Below are 19,333 nucleotides of genomic sequence, written 5' to 3' on the forward strand. Positions count from 1 at the left end.
AGGTCGGTGCCTGTTACAGCAACTTCTTGAATTCGCTGCGAAGCTGGCGCTTCTCCGCTTCCTGGAGCGATCGCTTTACCGTTGCTGCGCCGGTGCGCAACAGAGCGACATGTATGATTTTGGGCAGTTGGATAGCAGTTCGCGTCAAGCTGGTCAGTGTTGTTGCATGCCCGCTGGCCGATATTCCGTTGTGCGCCTTCTTCGCAATTGCGGCCCAATCAAGAGCCGCCGATTCAGTCGGCTCTGGCTTGGTTGCAAAAGCAATATCTGCTGCGATCGGCGCGGCTATGAATGGCTGAACTGAAGTAGCAACCGCGTCTGCCGGTACTCGATCTACCGGCGGTGCCGGCTCGGCAAAGCTCTCTATGATCTTTGCACTCCAAGAAAACTTGCGATCGGCTTCTGCCGCCAACTGCGGCGACGTTGCTGAGCTCGGTCCCATTATCAGCAAGTGCACTTTGAGCCCGAGATTCTGCGCGGCTACTAAGCCTGGCGTCATGTCAGCATCGCCGGATATCAGCAGCGCGTCCGTGATGGCTCGTGCTTGAGCTAGCCCCAGCATATCGGCGATGATGAGCCCATCCACGGCTTTCTGCTGCCCAGCACCGTTGCGCGTGCCGAGTCGAAGCTTGAAATCGTCGAGTTTATCGATGCAATGGTGATGCACGGTTTTTTGGCCGTTCTGGCTCGGGCCGTCATACCAATAAACGCGCAGCAAATCGATGCCCGGAAACTGCGCAGCGACTTCAGCCAAAAGAGTGTTCCTCAGCCGCTCGTAATCGAGCTTGACTGCTGACCTAGGAGATTTCGCGCCAAACACGGCGTTTGCTACTTGGACCCAAAAATATCCGGCGTCCGCAAAAACTGCGACTCTTCGCATTATTCCGCCCTATGAATGGAAAAAGGGCGCGAAAGCGCCCTTTTTCGTAGAGATGTCTTCGGGACATCGAGGTAGCAGGCGCCGTTGGGCGCCGAAGTAGTCAGCGAAATGTAATTGTTCGGGGGCGAGTTGTCAATGGCTTGTCCTCACGGGCCGGATGCGTTGACCGGTCGTGCGAGTTCCTGGCGAGTACTGATCGCCTCAGCTGCCCTTTGCCGCTTTGGCGAAAGCCTCGCCGAGCTTATCGAAGTGGCGCAGCGCGGCCGGAGTGAGTTCGATCTGTTTACGTCGAGCGTCTTCGGTATCGCTGAGCATGATCCATCCTTTTTCGCGCATCGAAGTGATCCGTGCGTGAAGGGTGGCAGGAGAGCCGAGCTCTGAATGCGCGATCATGTCGCGCACGGATAAGCGGTCCTTGGCTTGCGTGGCGCGGGCGACGAGTTCGAGCATCCGTTCTTCCAGCGGATCGAGCGACGGCAACGACGGCAATCCACGCAACGCTTCCGCCAGTTGCAAAAACCGTAAATAGATGTCAGCAGGACGTGTCATGCCGGACCTTCTCCAGGCAAGCACGTACAGGCGCCGAAGGTGGGCAGAGCTATCATGACGACCCGTCGGGATATGAACGTCAAGATTTTACCGCCATGTCGAGCTTACGATTACATGTCTGGTCCGTGGCTGGCACGGCTGCCGCATTCATTGCCTCATTGTTCCTCAACGAGGTCATATTCACGCACAGCGAGTTCGTGCGGGGCGTGAACTGGGTCTACCTCCCGTCAGGTGTCAGGCTTCTGAGCACATTGCTATTGGGTGGGGACGGCGCATTTGGCCTGCTGATAGCGAGCTTGCTCGTCGATTTTCTCTACTTCTTCCCGCATGACCCAGTGCGCTCGATTGCAGGTGCGATCATTGGCACGGCCGCCCCGTACGCTGTTTATCGGCTTGCGCAAGAGCGGTACGGGTTGCAGTCGTCATTGGCGAATCTCACGCCCAAACGACTTCTGATACTGGCCGTTGCATACTCAGTCGCAAACCCGCTGTTGCATCACATCTGGTTTGCGTTGAGAGGTCAAACGCACGGTATTGCCGAAAGCTTCCTCATGATGTTCGTGGGCGATCTATCCGGCGCGTTGATCGTTCTTTACGTCATGAAGGGCTTCCTCGCGCTGTTGCCGAAAAGCCGCAGTCCACGCAAGGTCCGTGAGTTCCCAAAGTGACGAGCCGGATACTACCGATCCGGCACCCTGCCCTATTGAATCACGTTCCAATGCGCATCAATGCCGATTGGGCCGTAGTTGGAAAGCAGGTCCAAATTCCGTGTGACGCACCCGACGCAAGGGCAGCGAACGAGCAGCCGCTCGCCTCAGCGCTGCGTGTCCGCAGCTGTCTCGCGCCCTTGGGATGCACATGAAGTCAGCCTCTCGTACAAGACGGGCCAGTCCACGGCAAGAAGCGGTATCGTCTTGTCCCTGCGAGACCAATAGGCAAAGAAGCGTGCCCATCCCTCGAGGAAAATGCCTTTGCCGGGACTGAGTAAGCAAGGCGGCCTTGCGACGAGAGGAATTGCCGTTGGCGCAAATTGCGCGGCGACCGTTTCAAGACTTGCCGAGAGGCCGGGCTCGATCTCCTTCTCTTCGCTGCGCATCCCCGAAGTCAGATAGCGCTCCACTGCTTCCACCACGCAAGCTGTACTGATCTCGACATACGCAACGCGAACGTCGTTGATGCTTGCTGACGAGCAGGGCTGTGCGCAAGTCATCCGCTTCAATATGGGAAGCTTGGCGTAAGGGGGCAGCGCGCGAAGATCGGTTTCAGCATGTTGCAAAGCGAGGTTGAACGTCGGATAGCACGATAGCCATGCACCGCGAAATTGCCCCCTCGTTTGATGCGTTAAACGCTCGGAATCGACAGGGGTCGGTGGTATCGCCCGCATGGCTTCTCTCGCCTCGTATTGTTATAAAAAATATAATGGAATACGCGCGTGCGCGCAAGCGTTGGCGCATGACGCATTCCTCGCGGATGAAGCGCACGATGCAGTCAGCGAAGGTCATCTTGTGCGCGCTCGCATAGTCGATGACCAGGCCGGCGTTGCGCTGAACCTCAATCCGATTGACGAGTGCTCCGGCTTCCACGAGCGAGCCGACCGTGCGTTGCAGCTCCGGGTAGCCTTTTTGCCGGATGCGGACGAAGTCGGTGTCGTCCGCCCGCTCGATGCGCGGTTTGAACCCCTGACCCCCGGAGGTCGGCGACGTACTGTTCGACCTTCTTCGTCTGGTTGTAGGGGACGCTGCGGTCGAGGTCGTCGCGGTTCTGCACGCGCACGATGAAGCGGGAGCGGTTAGCGATGTTGGCCATGTGGTGTCCTTGGTGAAAAAGAAACCACGTGTTGCGATCGGTTTTAGCCATCGCCCGCCCGGTGTGCCGGGAAGCGTTGGCGCAGTTTTGGCGCAGAACGGCCGGAAAACAAAAAGCCGTCCAGGTTAGTGGACGGCTCTTGTCTTGATTTCTCACGGAAAATTCTGGTCGGGGTGAGAGGATTCGAACCTCCGGCCTCTACGTCCCGAACGTAGCGCTCTACCAGGCTAAGCTACACCCCGAAATTTGACGCTCGAAGCGAACGTTCTGCGACAATGGAAGCCGCATATCCGTCGAGCAAGACCGCCATTCTAACAGCGTTTCCGCGTGAAGGGAATGGCCGTATCGAGAAATCGCCGGCGGCGGGCAAACCGCCACCGCTTCGCCAGCCTACGATTGCCGTGCCGTCGAATACGCGCAAAGCTCCAGCAAGCTTTCCTTGTAGACAGACTCGGGGAACGAGGCGATCGCCGCGGCAGCGGCCTGCGCCTCGCGTCGCGCGCACTCGAGCGTGTGATCGAGCGCCCCTGAGCGCGTAATCGCCTCGTAGATCGTTTCGAACCGATCCGTGCCGCCCTGCTCGATCGCCTGCCGGGCAAGCGCCGACTGCTCGGAAGTACCGCGCTCGATCAGATAGATGAGCGGCAGCGTCGGCTTGCCTTCGCGCAGGTCGTCGCCGGCGTTCTTTCCCATCGATTCGGCCGTGCCCGTGTAATCGAGCCAGTCATCCATGATCTGGAACGCCGTGCCGATGCGCCGGCCGAACTCGGCCGCCGCCGCCTCCGTGGTCGCATCCGCGCCTGCGAGCACCGCGCCGAGCTGCGCCGCCGCCTCGAAGAGCTTCGCCGTCTTGTAGCGGATCACCTGCATATAGCGGCCTTCGTCCACATCGGCATCGTGCATGTTGAGCAGCTGGAGCACCTCGCCTTCGGAGATGATGTTCGTCGCCTCCGACAGAATCTCCATGATGCGCATCTTGCCGACGCTCACCATCATCTGGAACGAGCGCGAGTACAGAAAATCGCCGACGAGCACGCTCGCCGCGTTGCCGAAGAGCGCGTTGGCCGTCTTGCGGCCTCGCCGCAGGTCCGACTCGTCGACGACATCGTCGTGCAGCAGCGTCGCCGTATGAATGAACTCGACGACGGCCGCGAGCTCGTGCCGATGGGCCGTGGTATCGCCGAGCGCGCGCGCCACGAGCAGAAGCAGCGCCGGCCGCAGCCGCTTGCCGCCCGCTCCGATGATGTATTCGGAGATCTGATTGATCAGCATCACCTCCGAGGCCAAACGTTGCCGAATGACGCGATTGACCTGCTCCATGTCCTCCGTGATGGGGGCGAGCAGGTTGGCGGCGCTGGGAGAAGAGGTGGCAGTCGACGACATGATGGAAAAATAGGGTAGTGCCGCGGATTATAAAGGCTTATCACCGGGTCCGACGGATCGCAGGGCGACGCCGGCGGCGTGAAACCGATGCCGGCCGATGTGCCCGCATTGGCTTCGGCGCGAAATCCATGCGGATCGCGCGCGGGGTCGAAACGGTGTGAAGAATCGCCGCGACGGAACATTGCTTCGAAATTCGGGGGTGTATCGACAATCGACGCGCAGTTGACGACAGCCAGCAAGTTTTTGACCGCGCAGCTAAGCCTATGTATAATCACGTGTTTCCCATGCACGGTGCATGGGGCGCCGCCCGTCGGGTGCAGCACCGTCTTCCGATCGGAGCATCAGGCTGCGGAGTCTGGAAGCAGATTCGCGAAGCTCGAGGAAGCGAAGATGCGGCGGCAGACAACAGAGTGAGGTTCTCAATGTACGCGGTCATAAAAACCGGTGGCAAGCAATACAAGGTTGCCGTCGGCGAAAAATTGAAAGTAGAACAGATACCGGCAGACATTGACGCTGAAATCACGCTCGACCAGGTTCTCGCAGTGGGCGAAGGCGAATCGATCCAATTCGGTACGCCACTGGTCAGTGGGGCTTCCGTCAAAGCTACCGTCGTATCCCACGGTCGGCATCCCAAAGTGACGATCTTCAAGATGCGTCGCCGGAAGCACTACCAGAAGCACGCTGGCCACCGCCAGAACTACACCGAACTGCGCATCGACGCGATCAACGCGTAAGCGCACGGGTCAAGGAGCAATCAGATGGCACACAAAAAGGCAGGCGGGTCTTCCCGCAACGGCCGCGACTCCGAGTCGAAACGCCTCGGTGTGAAGGTCTACGGCGGCCAGGCGATCAACGCGGGTGGCATCATCGTGCGTCAGCGCGGCACGCGCATGCACGCGGGCGAGAATGTCGGCATGGGCAAGGACCATACGCTGTTCGCGCTCGTCGACGGTCACGTCAAGTTCACGACGAAAGGCATCGACAAGAAGCACACGGTCGTAGTCATCCCCGCCGCGGCCTGAAGTCGATTCGGCACGGGTGCGACAACCGAAAGAAGGGCCCCGCGTAGTTGGCGGGGCCTTTTTCATTGCTGGGGCCGCTGCGCTTTGCGCCGTGCGAAAGCGTACGCAGAAGCACGCGCGCCGCGGGCGTATCGTGGCGGTCATGCGCCGGGCGCGGCAAAATAGCGGAAATATGGGACGGAGCGACAAATGAAGTTCATTGACGAAGCGCGGATCGAAGTGATCGCCGGCGACGGCGGCGACGGCAGCGCGTCGATGCGCCGCGAAAAGTTCGTTCCGTTCGGTGGGCCGGACGGCGGCGACGGCGGCCGTGGCGGCAGCGTCTACGCCGTTGCGGATCGCAACATCAACACGCTCATCGACTACCGCTATGCGAAAAAGCATCAGGCCCGCAACGGCGAAAACGGCCGGGGTTCCGATTGCTACGGCAAGGGCGGCGACGATATCGTCCTGCGCATGCCCGTCGGCACGGTCATCGCGGATCTCGACACGGGCGAGCTGATCGCCGATCTGACCGAGCACGAGCAGACCGTGCTGATCGCAAAGGGCGGCGCGGGCGGCCTGGGCAACCTGCATTTCAAGTCGAGCACGAACCGCGCGCCGCGCCAGAAGACGGACGGCAAGCCTGGCGAGCGTCGCATGCTGCGTCTCGAATTGAAGGTGCTCGCCGATGTGGGCTTGCTCGGCATGCCCAATGCGGGCAAATCGACGTTCATTTCGTCGGTCTCGAATGCGAAGCCAAAGATCGCCGACTATCCGTTTACGACCCTCGCCCCGAACCTCGGTGTCGTGCGCGTCGGCCCCAGCAAAAGCTTCGTCATTGCGGATATTCCGGGTCTGATCGAAGGGGCGGCCGAAGGCGCCGGACTCGGGCATCAGTTCCTGCGGCACTTGCAGCGCACGGGCCTGCTGCTGCATCTCGTCGACCTTGCTCCGTTCGACGAGAGTGTCGATCCTGTCGCCGAAGCCAAGGCGATCGTCGGCGAGCTGCGCAAGTACGACGAGGCGCTTTACCGCAAGCCGCGCTGGCTCGTGCTGAATAAACTCGACATGGTGCCCGAGGACGAGCGCGAGGCGCGCGTGGCTGACTTCGTCAAGCGCTTCGAGTGGGACGGGCCCGTTTTCGAGGTCTCGGCGCTGACTGGCCTCGGCTGCGAGAATCTTTGCTACGCGGTCTACGACTATCTTGCGGAGCATTCGGACGCGCATCGCGCCGAGCAGGCGGAGGACCTTGCCGCCGACGTGCGCTTTCGCGAAGCCGCGGCGCCAGGTTCGCCAAGCGACGCACCGCCGCCGCGGGCGTAACATGCCCCGCGCGGTCTCGCGTGCCGGAAGCGGCCGGCGAGAAAGCGGTTAGTTGTTGCTTTGCCGTGCCCACGCGGTCACAGCGCAGGGCGGCTCAAGCGCCAAAGGGTCAATCAAGGAGACTTTTGCACGATGCGCTCTGTCATCGCGGATTCGAAACGCCTGGTGGTGAAAGTGGGGTCCAGTCTCGTGACGAACGACGGCCGCGGCCTCGATCAAGCTGCGATCGGGCGCTGGGCGCTCCAGATCGCGAAGCTGCGCGATGAGGGAAAGGAGGTCGTGCTCGTGAGCTCGGGCGCGATCGCCGAGGGAATGCAGCGGCTCGGCTGGGTCAAGCGTCCGCGTGAAATCGACGAGCTGCAAGCCGCTGCCGCCGTCGGGCAGATGGGGCTCGCGCAAGTCTATGAAAGCCGCTTCGCCGAGCATGGCATCCGTACCGCTCAGATTTTGCTCACGCATGCCGATCTGGCCGACCGCGAGCGCTATCTCAACGCTCGCTCGACGCTGCTGACGCTACTGTCGCTGGGCGTCGTGCCGATCATCAATGAAAACGACACCGTCGTCACCGACGAAATCAAGTTCGGCGACAACGACACGCTCGGCGCGCTCGTCGCGAACCTCATCGAAGGCGACGCGCTCATCATTCTCACCGATCAGCAGGGGCTTTTTACGGGCGATCCGCGCAAGCATCCGGGCGCGGAACTCGTCCGCGAGGCCGATGCGGGCGCGCCTGAGCTGGAGGCGATGGCGGGCGGCGCGGGCACGAGCATCGGCCGCGGCGGCATGCTCACGAAAATCCTCGCGGCCAAGCGAGCGGCCGGCAGCGGCGCCAATACGGTGATCGCAAGTGGACGCGCGCCGGATGTGCTCGTGCGGCTCGCGGCGGGCGAGGCAATCGGCACGCAGCTCATTGCTCGCACGGCGCGCCTCGCGGCGCGCAAGCAGTGGATGGCCGATCATCTGCAGGTGCGCGGCCATGTCGTCATCGACGATGGCGCCGTCGAGAAGCTCACGGCCGGCGGCAAAAGCTTGCTGCCGATCGGCGTCGTCGACGTCCATGGGCAGTTCGCGCGCGGCGAGGTCATCGCCTGCCTGAGCGTCTCCGGCCGCGAGGTGGCCCGCGGGCTCACGAACTACAGCAGCGCCGAAGCGAAGCTCATCCATCGCAAGCCGAGCGGCGAGATCGAAGCGGTCCTCGGCTACATGCTCGAACCGGAGCTCATTCACCGCGACAATCTCGTCCTCGTCTGACGCACGCCGCCGCCAGCGCGGCGGCAAGCCCGCTCAGTGAATCGCCGACGACAGCGTGCGGCCGAGGCGAAGGTTGTTGACGATCGTCTTGGTCGGCGCGGCCGGCATCTTGTTATCGCAGAAATAATCTTGGTAGAGCGCGGCCTGATAGGCATTCAGGTTGCCGTTCTCGATCCGCGTCCAGCTCGTCGCGACGTCGCGATCCCAGCCGTCGTGATCGGCGTTCAGTCCGGCGTATTGCCGCCATTCGTAGGTATCGCAGCGGATGCCCTGGTAATTGACGTTGCGCGCGCCCGACGGGCTCGTCACGACGACCGTGTACCGCACGACGCCGTCCGAGCCGACATCGACCGATTTGGCATCGACGGCGAACTTGAGCGGCGTGTTCTGCGAGACGTCGAATGGGAGCAGATTCGATTGCTGCGGCAGCGGCGGCAGTTGGTCGACCTTGTTTTCCGTCCAGTTCCCCTGGCGATCAAGCAGATAGGTGAAGACGCTGTCGTCCTTGTTCGAGCTCGGCGTGGGGTTGGCGGGCGTATGCGAGCAGCCGGCGAGGAGCGCGCCAGCGGCTGCGCAAACGAGGCTTGCCGCCGCGAGAGTCGTTGCTTTCAATTGATGTCCTCGAGAAACGGGCGCGATATTCGGAGAACCGAATAATAGCGTCCGTTCGCGGCGTTCAGTAATGATCGGCCCTTCGTCACTCGGGCAAGATGAGAATCGTCGACGTTTCCGAGCAGGGCGCGTCCGGTGGACTCGCCCCTTCCTGCTCGACCGACGCGATAGTGCCCGCGGCCATTGTGCGCTCATCGTGCTCGCCCTCGGGCGGGCACGGTGCGCACGGAGACCGCCGGCCGTAACGCGAGCCGGCGCCTTCGCGATGCCCGTGTCCGTTCTGTCCGTGACGCGGCGCGGGGCGGCGCAGGTACCTCGACAGCTCGGTCAGCGCCAATTGATAGACATCCCGCTTGAACTCGATCACACAATCGAGCGGCACCCAGTAATCGTTCCAGCGCCAGGCATCGAACTCCGGGTGATCGGTGGCACGCAGGCAGATGTCGCAGTCGCGACCCAGCATCCGCAGCAAGAACCAAATCTGTTTCTGGCCGCGATAGTGCCCACGTACTTCGCGCTTGATGAACTTGTCCGGCACCTCGTAACGCAGCCAGTCGCGCGTGCGACCGATGATCTTGACATGCTCGGGAAGCAAGCCGGTTTCCTCGTGTAACTCCCGATACATCGCTTGCAGAGGGGTCTCTCCGTACTTGATGCCCCCTTGCGGAAACTGCCAGGAATGTTCACGTAGCCGCTTGCCCCAAAACACCTCGTTGTGCGCGTTCAAGAGGATGATGCCGACGTTCGGGCGAAAGCCTTCGCGATCCAGCATACAACCACCTTCGAATCCTTTAAAATTGTCTTGATTATAAACAGATAACGAGCCTTTGGCACCGGCATCCGGCAGGACCGGTCGGCGTCGCCGCACGGCTCGCGCGTGGCGCGATGGGCGGTTTGTCCGACGAATGGCCGCGGCACCCGAAGCGGGGTGCGGCGCCTTCTTCGGGAAAAACGCCGCCAACGCCGAGTCCGCTCGTTCCCTCTTTCGGCCGCCCCTTCCGGGGCGGCTGCTTTTGGAAAATCCTTCAATGAAAGCGTCCCGTTTTTTTATCGGCACCCTCAAGGAAGCGCCCGCCGACGCCGAAGTCGTCAGTCACAAGCTCATGGTGCGCGCCGGCATGATCCGGCGCGTCGCTGGCGGCATCTACTCCTATTTGCCGGTCGGGTTGCGCTCGATACGCAAGGTCGAAGCCATCGTACGTGAAGAAATGAATCGGGCGGGGGCGCTCGAAGTTTTGATGCCGGCCGTGCAGCCGGCGGAGCTCTGGCAGGAGTCGGGGCGTTGGACCCAGTACGGCCCCGAGCTGCTGCGTTTCAAGGACCGCAAGGAAAGCGACTTCGTGATGGGGCCGACGCACGAGGAGGTCGTGACCGACATCGCGCGCAATCAGATCAAGAGCTACCGGCAACTGCCGGTGAACTTCTATCAGATTCAGACGAAGTTCCGCGACGAGATCCGTCCTCGGTTCGGCGTGATGCGCGGCCGCGAGTTCACGATGAAAGATGCGTACTCGTTCGACAAGGACCAGGCCGGGCTCGAAGAGTCGTACCGCAAGATGTTCGACGCCTACGTGCGCATCTTCACGCGAATCGGCCTCGAATTTCGCGCCGTGACGGCCGATAGCGGCGCGATCGGGGGCAATCGCTCGCAAGAATTCCACGTGATCGCGGCGACGGGCGAGGACGATATCGCCTACTGCCCGAACTCGGATTTCGCCGCCAACGTCGAGGCTGCCGAGGCATTGCCGCTCATCGCCGAGCGCGCCGCACCGAGCGAGCCCATGAAGAAGACGGCGACGCCGGGCAAGGCCAAATGCGAGGCCGTGGCGGACTACTTGAACATTCCGCTCGAGCGAACGATCAAGTCGATCGTGCTCGCAACCGATAACGAAGGCGCCGAGCCGACGATCTGGCTGCTGATGCTGCGCGGCGATCACGAGCTCAACGAGGTGAAGACGGGCAAGCTGCCGGGCCTCACGAACTTCCGCTTCGCAACCGAACAGGAAATCGTCGAGTGGTTCGGCACGCCGCCCGGCTATCTCGGGCCGATCGGCACGAAAAAGCCTGTCCAGGTCATCGCCGACCGCACCGTTGCTCGCATGAGCGATTTTGTCGTCGGATCGAACGAGGTCGACTATCACACCACGGGCGTGAACTGGGGGCGCGATTTGCCCGAGCCGACCGTCGCCGATATCCGCAACGTGCGGCCGGGCGACCCGTCGCCGGACGGCAAGGGCACGCTCGACATTTGCCGCGGCATCGAAGTCGGCCACGTCTTCCAGCTCGGCACGAAGTACTCCGATGCGATGGGCGCGACGTTCCTCGACGAAACTGGCAAGCCGCAGTCGATGATGATGGGTTGCTACGGCATCGGCATCACGCGCATTCTCGGCGCCGCTATCGAGCAGAACTACGACGAGCGCGGCATTATCTGGCCCGAAGCGATCGCGCCTTTCGAGATCGTCCTTTGCCCGATGGGCTACGATCGCAGCGACGCCGTACGTGAAGCAGCCGACAAGCTCTATGCGCAACTCGTGGAAGCCGGCGTCGACGTGATCCTCGACGATCGTGGCGAGCGGCCCGGCGTGATGTTCGCCGACTGGGAGCTGATCGGCGTTCCGCATCGGCTCGTCATTGGCGAGCGCGGCTTGAAGGATGGCAAGATCGAGTATCAGGGCCGCCGCGACACCGAGCCGACGCTCGTGCCGACCGGCGAAGCGGCCGCGTTCGCCCGTGCGCGGATTCAGGAAGGACTCGAGGGTGGAGTAGCGGCGAATCGGCCGGTCGAGGTGTAGTCCCTCGTCCGGCGGCAAGGCGTGCGCCCGCGCGGGGCGCTCGCCGTTACAGATCGTCCGTCAGCGCGCGGATCGCCGGCAGATTGCGCCAGTAGCCCTTCGCATCCATGCCGCAGCCGAACACATAGCGATCGGGCACCTCGAAGCCTCGGAAGTCCGGGTAGAGCGGCTTTTCCTTGTTGAGCTTTTTCTCGCAGAGCACCGCCGAGAGGAAGCGCTTCGCTCCCATCGCGAGGATGCGATCGCGAATGGCCGCCATCGTCTCCCCCTCATCGAGAATGTCGTCGAGCACGAGCACGATGCGGTCTTTGACCGATTCGGCCGGCGCCACGCGCCACTGCATTTCCTTGCTGCCTTGGGTGCTGTTGCGGTAGCGCGTCAGATGGATGTAGTCGAACTCGAGCGGGAAGTCGAGGCGCGGCAAGAGCATGCCCGTGAACACGGCCGCGCCGCCCATCACGGAGAGCAGGAGCGGGAACGCTTCGCTCATCTCCGCGCGGATGGCTTGCGCCATACGCGAGATCGACGCCTCGACATCGGCGGCCGATACGATTTCTTCCGAATGGCGGAAGATCTGGAGAGCTTCTTCTCGATTCATGGTCATCAGCGGGCAGTGACAATATATATAGTGTGATAGCGCTGTGAGTGGCTCGGCGCAAGGAAAGAACGACAACTAAGCGCGGCGGCCACCACCGCCGTGCGCCGTGCGCCGCGCTTAGCGCATCCCCGGCAGCATGCCTTTCATGCCGCGCATCATCTTTTGCAGGTTCCCGCCTTTGAGCTTTTTCATCATCGTGCGCATCTGCTCGTATTGATTGAGCATCCGGTTGACCTCCTGCACCTGCACGCCCGCGCCCGCGGCGATGCGGCGCTTGCGCGTCGCCTTGATGAGCTCGGGCTTCGCGCGCTCGGCCGGCGTCATCGAGTTGATGATCCCTTCCATGCGGCGCATCTGCTTTTCCGCCTGGCTCATGTCGGCGCCGGCCGCCGCTTGCTGAAACTGCGCGGGCAGCTTGTCCATGAGCGTCGAGAGACCGCCCATGTTCTTCATCTGCGAGAGCTGCGCGCGGAAATCGTTGAGGTCGAAGTCGCCGCCTTTCTTGACCTTCTCGGCGAGCTTTTGCGCGGCCTTTACGTCGACGTTGCGCTGCGCTTCCTCGACGAGCGCGAGGATGTCGCCCATGCCGAGGATCCGGTTCGCCATGCGGTCCGGATAGAAAATCTCGAGCCCGTCGAGCTTCTCGGCCACGCCGACGAATTTGATCGGCTTGCCCGTGACGTGCCGCACGGACAGCGCCGCGCCGCCGCGCGAATCGCCGTCGAGCTTCGTCAGCACGACGCCCGTCAGCGGCAGCGCGTCGTTGAACGCTTTCGCGGTGTTGACGGCGTCCTGGCCGAGCATCGCGTCGACGACGAAGAGTGTTTCGGCTGGCTTCAGCGCCGCATGCAGCGCGGCGATTTCCTGCATCATCGCCTCGTCGATGCCGAGCCGCCCGGCCGTATCGACGATCAGCACGTCGTGATAGTGGCGCTTCCCCCAGTCAACGGCGGCGACGGCGATATCGACCGGTTTCTGATCCGGCTGCGACGGGAAAAAGTCGGCGCCGACCTGCTCGGTGACCGTCTTGAGCTGCGCGATGGCGGCCGGGCGATAGACGTCGCACGACACGGTCAGCACCTTCTTCTTGTACTTCTCGCGCAGCAGCTTCGCGAGCTTGCCGACTGTCGTCGTCTTGCCTGCGCCTTGCAGGCCCGTCATCAAGATGACCGCGGGCGGGGTGACGGCAAGATCGAGCTCCGCGGCGCGGCCTTCATAGTCGCCGCCGATCACGGCGGTCAGCTCGCGCTGTACGACGCCGACGAGCGCTTGCCCAGGCGACAAGCTGCCGAGCACTTCCTCGCCGACCGCCTTTTCCTTGACCTTGGCGATGAAATCGCGGACGACGGGCAGGGCGACGTCGGCTTCGAGCAGGGCGAGGCGCACTTCGCGCAGCATTTCCTGCGTATTCGCTTCGGTGAGTCGGGCTTCGCCGCGCAGCGTCTTGACGACGCGCGCCATCCGTTGGGTAAGAGTGTCGAGCATGGGAAGCGGGCGAAAGAGAAAGAGAGCGTCGCGGGCGCGCTTGGCCAGCCAGGCGCGCGCAAATGACTAGTGTAAACTCGGGAATATGGACATTGTACTGTATGCCCTTACCGCGCTCCTTTACGGCGGCCTCGCCGTGGCGGCGTGGCGCGCCTGCTGGGTGGCCGCGACGGGGGGGCTCGACGCGCAGCGGCACGGCATGTTCTCGAGCGTGCCGCCCGTGCCGGCGGCGCCCGCGCTCGCGGCGGCTTCGGGCATGACGGCACCGGGCCGCGTGTTGCTCTTCGTTGCGCTCGTCGCGCACGGCGTGCTGCTGCACATGACGATCTTCCCGCACGACGCGATGGTGTTCGGCTTCGCGTTCGCGCTCTCGGCCATGTTCTGGCTCGGGTCCGGCATCTATTGGATCGAAAGTTTCTTTCTGCCGCTCGACGGGCTGCGCCTGCTCGTGCTGCCGCTCGCCTGCGTCGCGTCGCTGCTGCCCCTCGCGTTCGGGGGCGTGCGCGTGCTTCCTTACGCGGCCGCGCCGCTCTTCAAGCTGCATTTCATCATCGCGAACATGGCTTACGGGCTTTTCGCGATTGCCGCGCTGCACGCGGTGCTGATGCTCTTCGCCGAGCGACGTCTCCATGCGCTGCGCGGCGCGCTCGAGCGCAGGCCTGCTGCCGGCTGGATCGCGGGCTGGCTCGATACATTGCCGCCGCTATTGACGCTCGAGAAACTGCTCTTCAGGATGATCGGCGCCGGGTTCGCGCTGCTGACGCTGACGCTGCTTTCGGGCGCGCTTTTCAGCGAGCAATTGAAGGCGCGCGCGCTGACGTTCGATCACAAGACCGTCTTCGCGATCCTCTCGTGGCTCATGTTCGGCGCGCTGCTCACGGCGCGCAAAATTTCGGGTTGGCGAGGCCGCGCCGCGCTGCGCTGGGTGCTCGCGTCGTTCGTCGCGCTGCTGCTCGCATACGTCGGCAGCCGCTTCGTCTTCGAGGTGCTGCTGCACCGCCCCGTCGTCTAATCTTCCGGCAACGCGCTCGCGTTTCCTCTATGCGACAACTTCTCCTTCTCATTCTGCTCGTCTTCGTCGGACGTTGGCTCATGAAGACGATTCGCGCGGCCGAAGCCGCCAGGGCGTCGGGCGCGAACGGCAGTGCGTCCACAGGCGGGCCGCGGACCGATCGACGAGGCCCGTTCGGCTCGCGGTCGGCGCAAGCCGCCCGCTCTCTCGCGGAGCCGGTCGTGCGCTGCGCGGCCTGCGGCGTGCATGCGCCGAAGAGCGAGTCGCTCTTCGCCGAGGGGCAGTATTTCTGCTGCGCGGAGCACGCCCGCCGTCATGCGGCGCGCGCGGCGCGGTGATGAACGAAAGTCCGCATCGCCCACGGGTGCCGGCGCGGGAGTGGGTGATCGGCGGCGACGGCTGGGTGCGCGGTGCGCGCGCGCTGCCATCGCCGAACTTCGAAGCGCGCCCCGAGGGCACCGTGCCGATGCTCATCGTCGTTCACAACATCAGTCTGCCGCCCGGCGAGTTCGGCGGCGAAGCGATCGGCGAGCTGTTTCAGAATCGCCTCGATTGCTCGGCGCACCCTTACTACGACGCCCATCTGCGCGACCTGCGCGTGTCGTCCCATTTTCTGATCCGCCGAGACGGGGCGCTCGAGCAGTTCGTCTCGTGCGACGCGCGCGCCTGGCACGCGGGCGCCTCGAGCTTTTTCGGCCGGGAACGTTGCAACGACTTCTCCATCGGCATCGAACTCGAGGGCACCGATCACGTCTCGTTCGAGTCCGAGCAGTACAGCACGCTCGCAGCGCTCGTGAGGACACTCGTCGCCTGCTATCCGATCGAGGCGCTCGCCGGACACTCGGACATCGCGCCCGGCCGCAAGACGGACCCCGGTCCGTTTTTCGATTGGCCCCGGCTCGCGCGCGAGGCCGGACTCGCCGATCGGTATTTCCCCTATCGACATCGTTGAGCAAACGTATGCGCGGTTTGCTCCGTGCCCGGAAAGCCGCGCCGCCTCTTGCGTTCGGGCCAAGTCCTTGCCCGGTCTCGACTGACGAAAAGTCAAGGGTTCGACCGCAAATAAACCTTTTGGCTAGGCCAATTGGGTCTACTATACTTGGTATCAACGTTACACAAACTCACTAGATGTTGTGTCGAGACGCCGGCGGCGCCCCGAATCGGGCGGGGCGCCGCGGTATGCGAAGGCGTCACGAAAGATGCGGGCCGAAGGCGTGGGCAACAGGTCCGACGCCTTGGCCTTCGGGGAAAAGGACGCAGGAAACCTGCAAGAAGAAATGACGAAAGCCATCGTCCATCACGCATTGCCAGATCTGGCAGCCGAATTGCGTCTCTTCTTTCTCCGCACCTCATCGTTCGCGCTCGGGGTGGCGCGGCGGTTGTTCCAATCCGCGGGTTGTCCGCAAATCAGAGATCAGGAGCTTTGCATATGCAAACGACCGACAACATGACGAGCCAGCACGAGAGCGCGCCGTTGGGCCGCGCCGTCGGTGCCGCAGCCTCCGCGAATGCGCTTGCGCCGCAAGCGACGTTCGCGGATTACAAGGTGATTCGCCGTAATGGCAGCGTCGTGTCGTTCGAGCCGTCCAAGGTCGCCATCGCGATGACGAAGGCGTTTCTCGCTGTGAACGGCGGGCAGGGTGCCGCGTCGGCGCGCGTGCGCGAGCTCGTCGAGCAACTCACGCAGAACGTCGTCCGTGCGCTCGTGCGCAGCCGGCCGAACGGCGGCACGTTTCATATCGAAGACATCCAGGATCAGGTCGAGCTCGCGCTGATGCGCGGCGGCGAGCACAACGTCGCGCGCGCCTATGTGCTCTACCGCGAGAAGCGCAATCAGGAACGCGCGCAGGACCATGAAGAGGCGGGGCAAGCGCCCGGCTTGAACGTCGTCGACAACGGCGTGACGCGTCCGCTCGACATGCGGGCGCTCTCGGCGCTCATCGAATCGGCTTGCGAGCATCTCGGCGACGCCGTGAGCGCGGAGCCGATCGTCGCCGAGACGGTCAAGAACCTCTACGACGGCGTGCCGATGAGCCAGGTCTACGATTCGGCCATCCTCGCGGCGCGCACGATGATCGAGAAGGACCCGGCTTACAGCCAGGTGACGGCGCGCATCCTGCTGCACACGATCCGGCGCGAGATCCTCGGCGAAGAGGTGACGCAGCACGAGATGGCCGAGCGCTATGTCGAGTACTTCCCGCAGTTCGTGAAGCGCGGCGTCGAGGCCGAGCTGCTCGACGAGAAACTGTTGCAATTCGACCTGAAGCGCCTCGGCGCGGCGCTCGACGCGAGCCGCGACCTGCAGTTCGGCTACCTCGGCCTGCAGACGCTCTACGATCGCTATTTCCTGCACGTCGAAGGTACCCGCATCGAAATGCCGCAGGCATTCTTCATGCGGGTCGCGATGGGCCTCGCGCTCAACGAAATCGACCGCGAGGCCCGGGCGATCGAGTTCTACAACGTGCTCTCGACGTTCGACTTCATGAGCTCGACGCCGACGCTCTTCAACTCGGGCACGCGCCGCTCGCAGCTCTCGTCGTGCTACCTGACGACGGTCGCCGACGATCTGGACGGCATCTACGAGGCACTGAAGGAAAACGCGCTGCTCTCGAAGTTCGCGGGCGGCCTCGGCAACGACTGGACGCGCGTGCGCGCGCTCGGCTCGCACATCAAGGGCACCAACGGCAAGTCGCAGGGCGTCGTGCCGTTCCTGAAGGTCGTCAACGACACGGCCGTCGCAGTCAACCAGGGCGGCAAGCGCAAGGGCGCCGTCTGTGCCTACCTCGAGACGTGGCACCTCGACATCGAGGAGTTCCTCGAGCTGCGCAAGAACACAGGCGACGACCGCCGCCGCACGCACGACATGAATACGGCGAACTGGATTCCCGACCTCTTCATGAAGCGGGTCATGGAAGCCGGCGAGTGGACGCTCTTCTCGCCGTCGACGTGCCCCGATCTGCACGACAAGTTCGGCGCCGAGTTCGAGGCGGCTTACACGGCCTACGAAGACAAGGCGGCCCGTGGCGAGATCAAGCTGTTCAAGAAGATCCCGGCGCAGCAGCTCTGGCGCAAGATGCTCGGCATGCTGTTCGAGACGGGGCACCCGTGGATCACGTTCAAGGATCCCTGCAACGTGCGCTCGCCGCAGCAGCACGTCGGCGTCGTCCATTCGTCGAACCTTTGCACGGAAATCACGCTGAACACGAGCGACACCGAGATCGCGGTCTGCAACCTCGGCTCGGTCAACCTCGTCGCGCACATGGTCAAAGCGGCCGACGGCAGCTACACGCTCGACCACGACAAGCTGAAGCGGACGATCAGCGTGGCGATGCGCATGCTCGATAACGTCATCGACATCAACTATTACGCCGTCTCGAAGGCGCGCAACTCGAACCTCAAGCACCGTCCCGTCGGGATGGGCATCATGGGCTTCCAGGACTGCCTGCACCTGCTGCGCACGCCGTACGCGTCGGACGCCGCCGTCGAGTTCGCCGACCGTTCGATGGAAGCGGTCTGCTACTACGCTTACTACGCGTCGACGGAGCTCGCCGAGGAGCGCGGCCGCTATTCGAGCTACCGCGGCTCGCTCTGGGACCGCGGCATCCTCCCGCAGGACACGCTGAAGCTCCTCGAGGAGGCGCGTGGCGGCTACGTGGAGGTCGACGCCAGCGAGGCGATGGACTGGGCGTCGTTGCGCGCGCGCATCGCCACGCACGGCATGCGCAACTCGAACTGCATCGCGATCGCGCCGACGGCGACGATCTCGAACATCATCGGCGTCTCCGCCTGCATCGAGCCGACGTTCCAGAACCTCTACGTGAAGTCGAATCTGTCGGGCGAATTCACGGTCGTGAACGACTACCTCGTGCGCGACTTGAAGGCGCGCGGGCTCTGGGACGAAGTGATGGTCGCCGACCTGAAGTACTTCGACGGCTCGCTCTCGCGCATCGATCGAGTGCCGGCCGACCTGCGCGCGATCTATGCGACGGCGTTCGAGGTCGATCCCAAGTGGCTCGTCGAGGCGGCCTCGCGTCGCCAGAAGTGGATCGACCAGGCCCAGTCGCTCAACATCTACATGGCGGGCGCATCGGGCAAGAAGCTCGATGAGGTCTACAAGCTTGCCTGGCTGCGCGGTCTCAAGACGACCTACTACCTGCGCACGATGGCGGCGACGCACGTCGAGAAATCGACGGTGGCGCATGGCGCGCTCAATGCGGTGCCGACGAATGAAGGCGGCGTTGGCGGCCAGGGTGGCGGAGCGGCCGGCGGCTTTGGCGCAGTAGGTGGCGCGGGCGGCGTGACAGGCAGCGCGAGCGGCTTCAACGCAGCGCCGGCCGCGGCCGCGGCGCCCGAAGCCGACGGTCCAGTTTGCATGCTGCGTCCGGGCGACCCGGGCTTCGACGAATGCGAGGCCTGCCAGTAACGGCTGACGCGCGAGATGAAGTCGTGCGCCGTGCGCGATGCGCGGCGCATGACTCGAGCAATCGCGAGCCCTCGATGAGGGGTGGCTTCGAGGTCACTCGACCGCATGAACGAGCATGATCGACTCGCATTGCTCGCACACTCGACGACGTCGATCGAACGAAGCTGCGATCAAAGTGTTGTATGCACGTTGCAGCGTCAAACGAAAAGAGC

General features: G+C 63.3%; 18 protein-coding genes and 1 tRNA gene. 10 read left to right on the forward strand and 9 right to left on the reverse strand.

Annotation, left to right across the window (positions count from 1 at the left end; all coding sequences use genetic code 11):
- Window positions 1–13: 13 nt before the first annotated feature.
- Together C9I57_RS08590 and C9I57_RS08595 are read right to left on the reverse strand one after the other, a co-directional pair.
- Window positions 14–880 carry an NYN domain-containing protein gene (locus C9I57_RS08590; protein ID WP_107150224.1) on the reverse strand — a complete coding sequence of 289 codons (867 nt, stop codon included), beginning with the start codon at window positions 878–880 and terminating at the stop codon, window positions 14–16.
- Between the two features lie 201 nt (window positions 881–1,081).
- Window positions 1,082–1,429, reverse strand: a complete 348-nt coding sequence (locus tag C9I57_RS08595) for a MarR family transcriptional regulator (RefSeq protein ID WP_107150225.1) — start codon at window positions 1,427–1,429, stop codon at window positions 1,082–1,084.
- A 95-nt stretch (window positions 1,430–1,524) separates the two neighbouring features.
- Here C9I57_RS08595 and C9I57_RS08600 point away from each other — a divergent pair, with 95 nt between their 5' ends.
- The gene (locus tag C9I57_RS08600; protein ID WP_107150226.1) at window positions 1,525–2,097 is read left to right on the forward strand and encodes a hypothetical protein; all 573 of its coding nucleotides are present in this window, start codon (window positions 1,525–1,527) and stop codon (window positions 2,095–2,097) included.
- 883 nt (window positions 2,098–2,980) lie between these two features.
- On the opposite strand, the gene C9I57_RS32400 is transcribed toward C9I57_RS08600, so the two are convergent.
- The 3 genes from C9I57_RS32400 to C9I57_RS08615 all read right to left on the reverse strand — a co-directional run bounded on the left by C9I57_RS32400 (window position 2,981) and on the right by C9I57_RS08615 (window position 4,618).
- Complete coding sequence (locus C9I57_RS32400) at window positions 2,981–3,235, reverse strand: hypothetical protein (RefSeq protein ID WP_146166192.1); 255 nt, start codon at window positions 3,233–3,235, stop codon at window positions 2,981–2,983.
- Window positions 3,236–3,400: 165 nt separating this feature from the next.
- Window positions 3,401–3,477, reverse strand: a tRNA-Pro gene (locus tag C9I57_RS08610).
- A 148-nt stretch (window positions 3,478–3,625) separates the two neighbouring features.
- Window positions 3,626–4,618 carry a polyprenyl synthetase family protein gene (locus C9I57_RS08615; protein WP_026230209.1) on the reverse strand — a complete coding sequence of 331 codons (993 nt, stop codon included), beginning with the start codon at window positions 4,616–4,618 and terminating at the stop codon, window positions 3,626–3,628.
- 422 nt (window positions 4,619–5,040) lie between these two features.
- Here C9I57_RS08615 and rplU point away from each other — a divergent pair, with 422 nt between their 5' ends.
- The 4 genes from rplU (at window position 5,041) to proB (ending at window position 8,196) form a co-directional block, all read left to right on the forward strand.
- Window positions 5,041–5,352, forward strand: coding sequence for a 50S ribosomal protein L21 (rplU, locus tag C9I57_RS08620; RefSeq protein WP_018443583.1), 312 nt, complete (start codon window positions 5,041–5,043; stop codon window positions 5,350–5,352).
- 24 nt (window positions 5,353–5,376) lie between these two features.
- The gene (rpmA, locus tag C9I57_RS08625; RefSeq protein ID WP_018443584.1) at window positions 5,377–5,640 is read left to right on the forward strand and encodes a 50S ribosomal protein L27; all 264 of its coding nucleotides are present in this window, start codon (window positions 5,377–5,379) and stop codon (window positions 5,638–5,640) included.
- A 189-nt stretch (window positions 5,641–5,829) separates the two neighbouring features.
- Window positions 5,830–6,945 (forward strand): Obg family GTPase CgtA, encoded by a 1,116-nt coding sequence (gene cgtA / locus C9I57_RS08630; protein ID WP_107150228.1) that lies wholly within the window; start codon window positions 5,830–5,832, stop codon window positions 6,943–6,945.
- A gap of 132 nt (window positions 6,946–7,077) precedes the next feature.
- Window positions 7,078–8,196 (forward strand): glutamate 5-kinase, encoded by a 1,119-nt coding sequence (gene proB, locus C9I57_RS08635; protein WP_107150229.1) that lies wholly within the window; start codon window positions 7,078–7,080, stop codon window positions 8,194–8,196.
- Between the two features lie 33 nt (window positions 8,197–8,229).
- On the opposite strand, the gene C9I57_RS08640 is transcribed toward proB, so the two are convergent.
- Entirely contained in the window at window positions 8,230–8,808 is a 579-nt protein-coding gene (locus C9I57_RS08640) for a CNP1-like family protein (RefSeq protein WP_018439839.1), read from the reverse strand.
- 85 nt (window positions 8,809–8,893) lie between these two features.
- Entirely contained in the window at window positions 8,894–9,580 is a 687-nt protein-coding gene (locus C9I57_RS08645) for an RNA pyrophosphohydrolase (protein ID WP_107150230.1), read from the reverse strand.
- Between the two features lie 256 nt (window positions 9,581–9,836).
- Between C9I57_RS08645 and C9I57_RS08655 the strand changes: the two genes are divergently transcribed.
- A complete protein-coding gene (locus C9I57_RS08655) occupies window positions 9,837–11,603 on the forward strand; it encodes a proline--tRNA ligase (protein ID WP_107150232.1) in 1,767 nt (588 codons plus the stop codon).
- A gap of 46 nt (window positions 11,604–11,649) precedes the next feature.
- Here the strand turns inward: C9I57_RS08655 and C9I57_RS08660 are convergent, their stop codons facing one another.
- Both C9I57_RS08660 and ffh read right to left on the reverse strand, forming a co-directional pair.
- A complete protein-coding gene (locus C9I57_RS08660) occupies window positions 11,650–12,201 on the reverse strand; it encodes a hypoxanthine-guanine phosphoribosyltransferase (protein WP_107150233.1) in 552 nt (183 codons plus the stop codon).
- Between the two features lie 117 nt (window positions 12,202–12,318).
- Window positions 12,319–13,686 (reverse strand): signal recognition particle protein, encoded by a 1,368-nt coding sequence (ffh, locus tag C9I57_RS08665; protein ID WP_107150234.1) that lies wholly within the window; start codon window positions 13,684–13,686, stop codon window positions 12,319–12,321.
- An 85-nt stretch (window positions 13,687–13,771) separates the two neighbouring features.
- Between ffh and C9I57_RS08670 the strand changes: the two genes are divergently transcribed.
- The 4 genes from C9I57_RS08670 to C9I57_RS08685 all read left to right on the forward strand — a co-directional run bounded on the left by C9I57_RS08670 (window position 13,772) and on the right by C9I57_RS08685 (window position 19,121).
- Window positions 13,772–14,698 carry a cytochrome C assembly family protein gene (locus C9I57_RS08670; protein ID WP_107150235.1) on the forward strand — a complete coding sequence of 309 codons (927 nt, stop codon included), beginning with the start codon at window positions 13,772–13,774 and terminating at the stop codon, window positions 14,696–14,698.
- Window positions 14,699–14,727: 29 nt separating this feature from the next.
- Window positions 14,728–15,036, forward strand: a complete 309-nt coding sequence (locus tag C9I57_RS08675) for a PP0621 family protein (RefSeq protein ID WP_107150236.1) — start codon at window positions 14,728–14,730, stop codon at window positions 15,034–15,036.
- Entirely contained in the window at window positions 15,036–15,650 is a 615-nt protein-coding gene (gene ampD, locus C9I57_RS08680) for a 1,6-anhydro-N-acetylmuramyl-L-alanine amidase AmpD (RefSeq protein WP_107150237.1), read from the forward strand. The genes C9I57_RS08675 and ampD overlap by 1 nt, the downstream gene beginning before the upstream one ends.
- Before the next feature lie 477 nt (window positions 15,651–16,127).
- Window positions 16,128–19,121, forward strand: coding sequence for a ribonucleoside-diphosphate reductase subunit alpha (locus C9I57_RS08685; protein ID WP_107150238.1), 2,994 nt, complete (start codon window positions 16,128–16,130; stop codon window positions 19,119–19,121).
- Window positions 19,122–19,333: the final 212 nt, after the last annotated feature.

The organism is Trinickia symbiotica (genome assembly GCF_003028655.1).
Lineage (GTDB): Bacteria > Pseudomonadota > Gammaproteobacteria > Burkholderiales > Burkholderiaceae > Trinickia > Trinickia symbiotica_A.

Excerpts from the sequence above, each read along its gene's own strand:
- C9I57_RS08645 (WP_107150230.1), bottom strand. The coding sequence starts at position 9,580 with ATGCTGGATCGCGAAGGCTTTCGCCCGAACGTCGGCATCATCCTCTTG.
- rplU (WP_018443583.1), top strand. The coding sequence starts at position 5,041 with ATGTACGCGGTCATAAAAACCGGTGGCAAGCAATACAAGGTTGCCGTC.
- C9I57_RS08655 (WP_107150232.1), top strand. The coding sequence starts at position 9,837 with ATGAAAGCGTCCCGTTTTTTTATCGGCACCCTCAAGGAAGCGCCCGCC.
- C9I57_RS08615 (WP_026230209.1), bottom strand. The coding sequence starts at position 4,618 with ATGTCGTCGACTGCCACCTCTTCTCCCAGCGCCGCCAACCTGCTCGCC.
- C9I57_RS32400 (WP_146166192.1), bottom strand. The coding sequence starts at position 3,235 with ATGGCCAACATCGCTAACCGCTCCCGCTTCATCGTGCGCGTGCAGAAC.
- C9I57_RS08670 (WP_107150235.1), top strand. The coding sequence starts at position 13,772 with ATGGACATTGTACTGTATGCCCTTACCGCGCTCCTTTACGGCGGCCTC.
- C9I57_RS08595 (WP_107150225.1), bottom strand. The coding sequence starts at position 1,429 with ATGACACGTCCTGCTGACATCTATTTACGGTTTTTGCAACTGGCGGAA.
- C9I57_RS08600 (WP_107150226.1), top strand. The coding sequence starts at position 1,525 with ATGTCGAGCTTACGATTACATGTCTGGTCCGTGGCTGGCACGGCTGCC.
- rpmA (WP_018443584.1), top strand. The coding sequence starts at position 5,377 with ATGGCACACAAAAAGGCAGGCGGGTCTTCCCGCAACGGCCGCGACTCC.
- C9I57_RS08675 (WP_107150236.1), top strand. The coding sequence starts at position 14,728 with ATGCGACAACTTCTCCTTCTCATTCTGCTCGTCTTCGTCGGACGTTGG.
- C9I57_RS08590 (WP_107150224.1), bottom strand. The coding sequence starts at position 880 with ATGCGAAGAGTCGCAGTTTTTGCGGACGCCGGATATTTTTGGGTCCAA.
- C9I57_RS08685 (WP_107150238.1), top strand. The coding sequence starts at position 16,128 with ATGCAAACGACCGACAACATGACGAGCCAGCACGAGAGCGCGCCGTTG.
- C9I57_RS08660 (WP_107150233.1), bottom strand. The coding sequence starts at position 12,201 with ATGAATCGAGAAGAAGCTCTCCAGATCTTCCGCCATTCGGAAGAAATC.
- ampD (WP_107150237.1), top strand. The coding sequence starts at position 15,036 with ATGAACGAAAGTCCGCATCGCCCACGGGTGCCGGCGCGGGAGTGGGTG.
- proB (WP_107150229.1), top strand. The coding sequence starts at position 7,078 with ATGCGCTCTGTCATCGCGGATTCGAAACGCCTGGTGGTGAAAGTGGGG.
- ffh (WP_107150234.1), bottom strand. The coding sequence starts at position 13,686 with ATGCTCGACACTCTTACCCAACGGATGGCGCGCGTCGTCAAGACGCTG.
- cgtA (WP_107150228.1), top strand. The coding sequence starts at position 5,830 with ATGAAGTTCATTGACGAAGCGCGGATCGAAGTGATCGCCGGCGACGGC.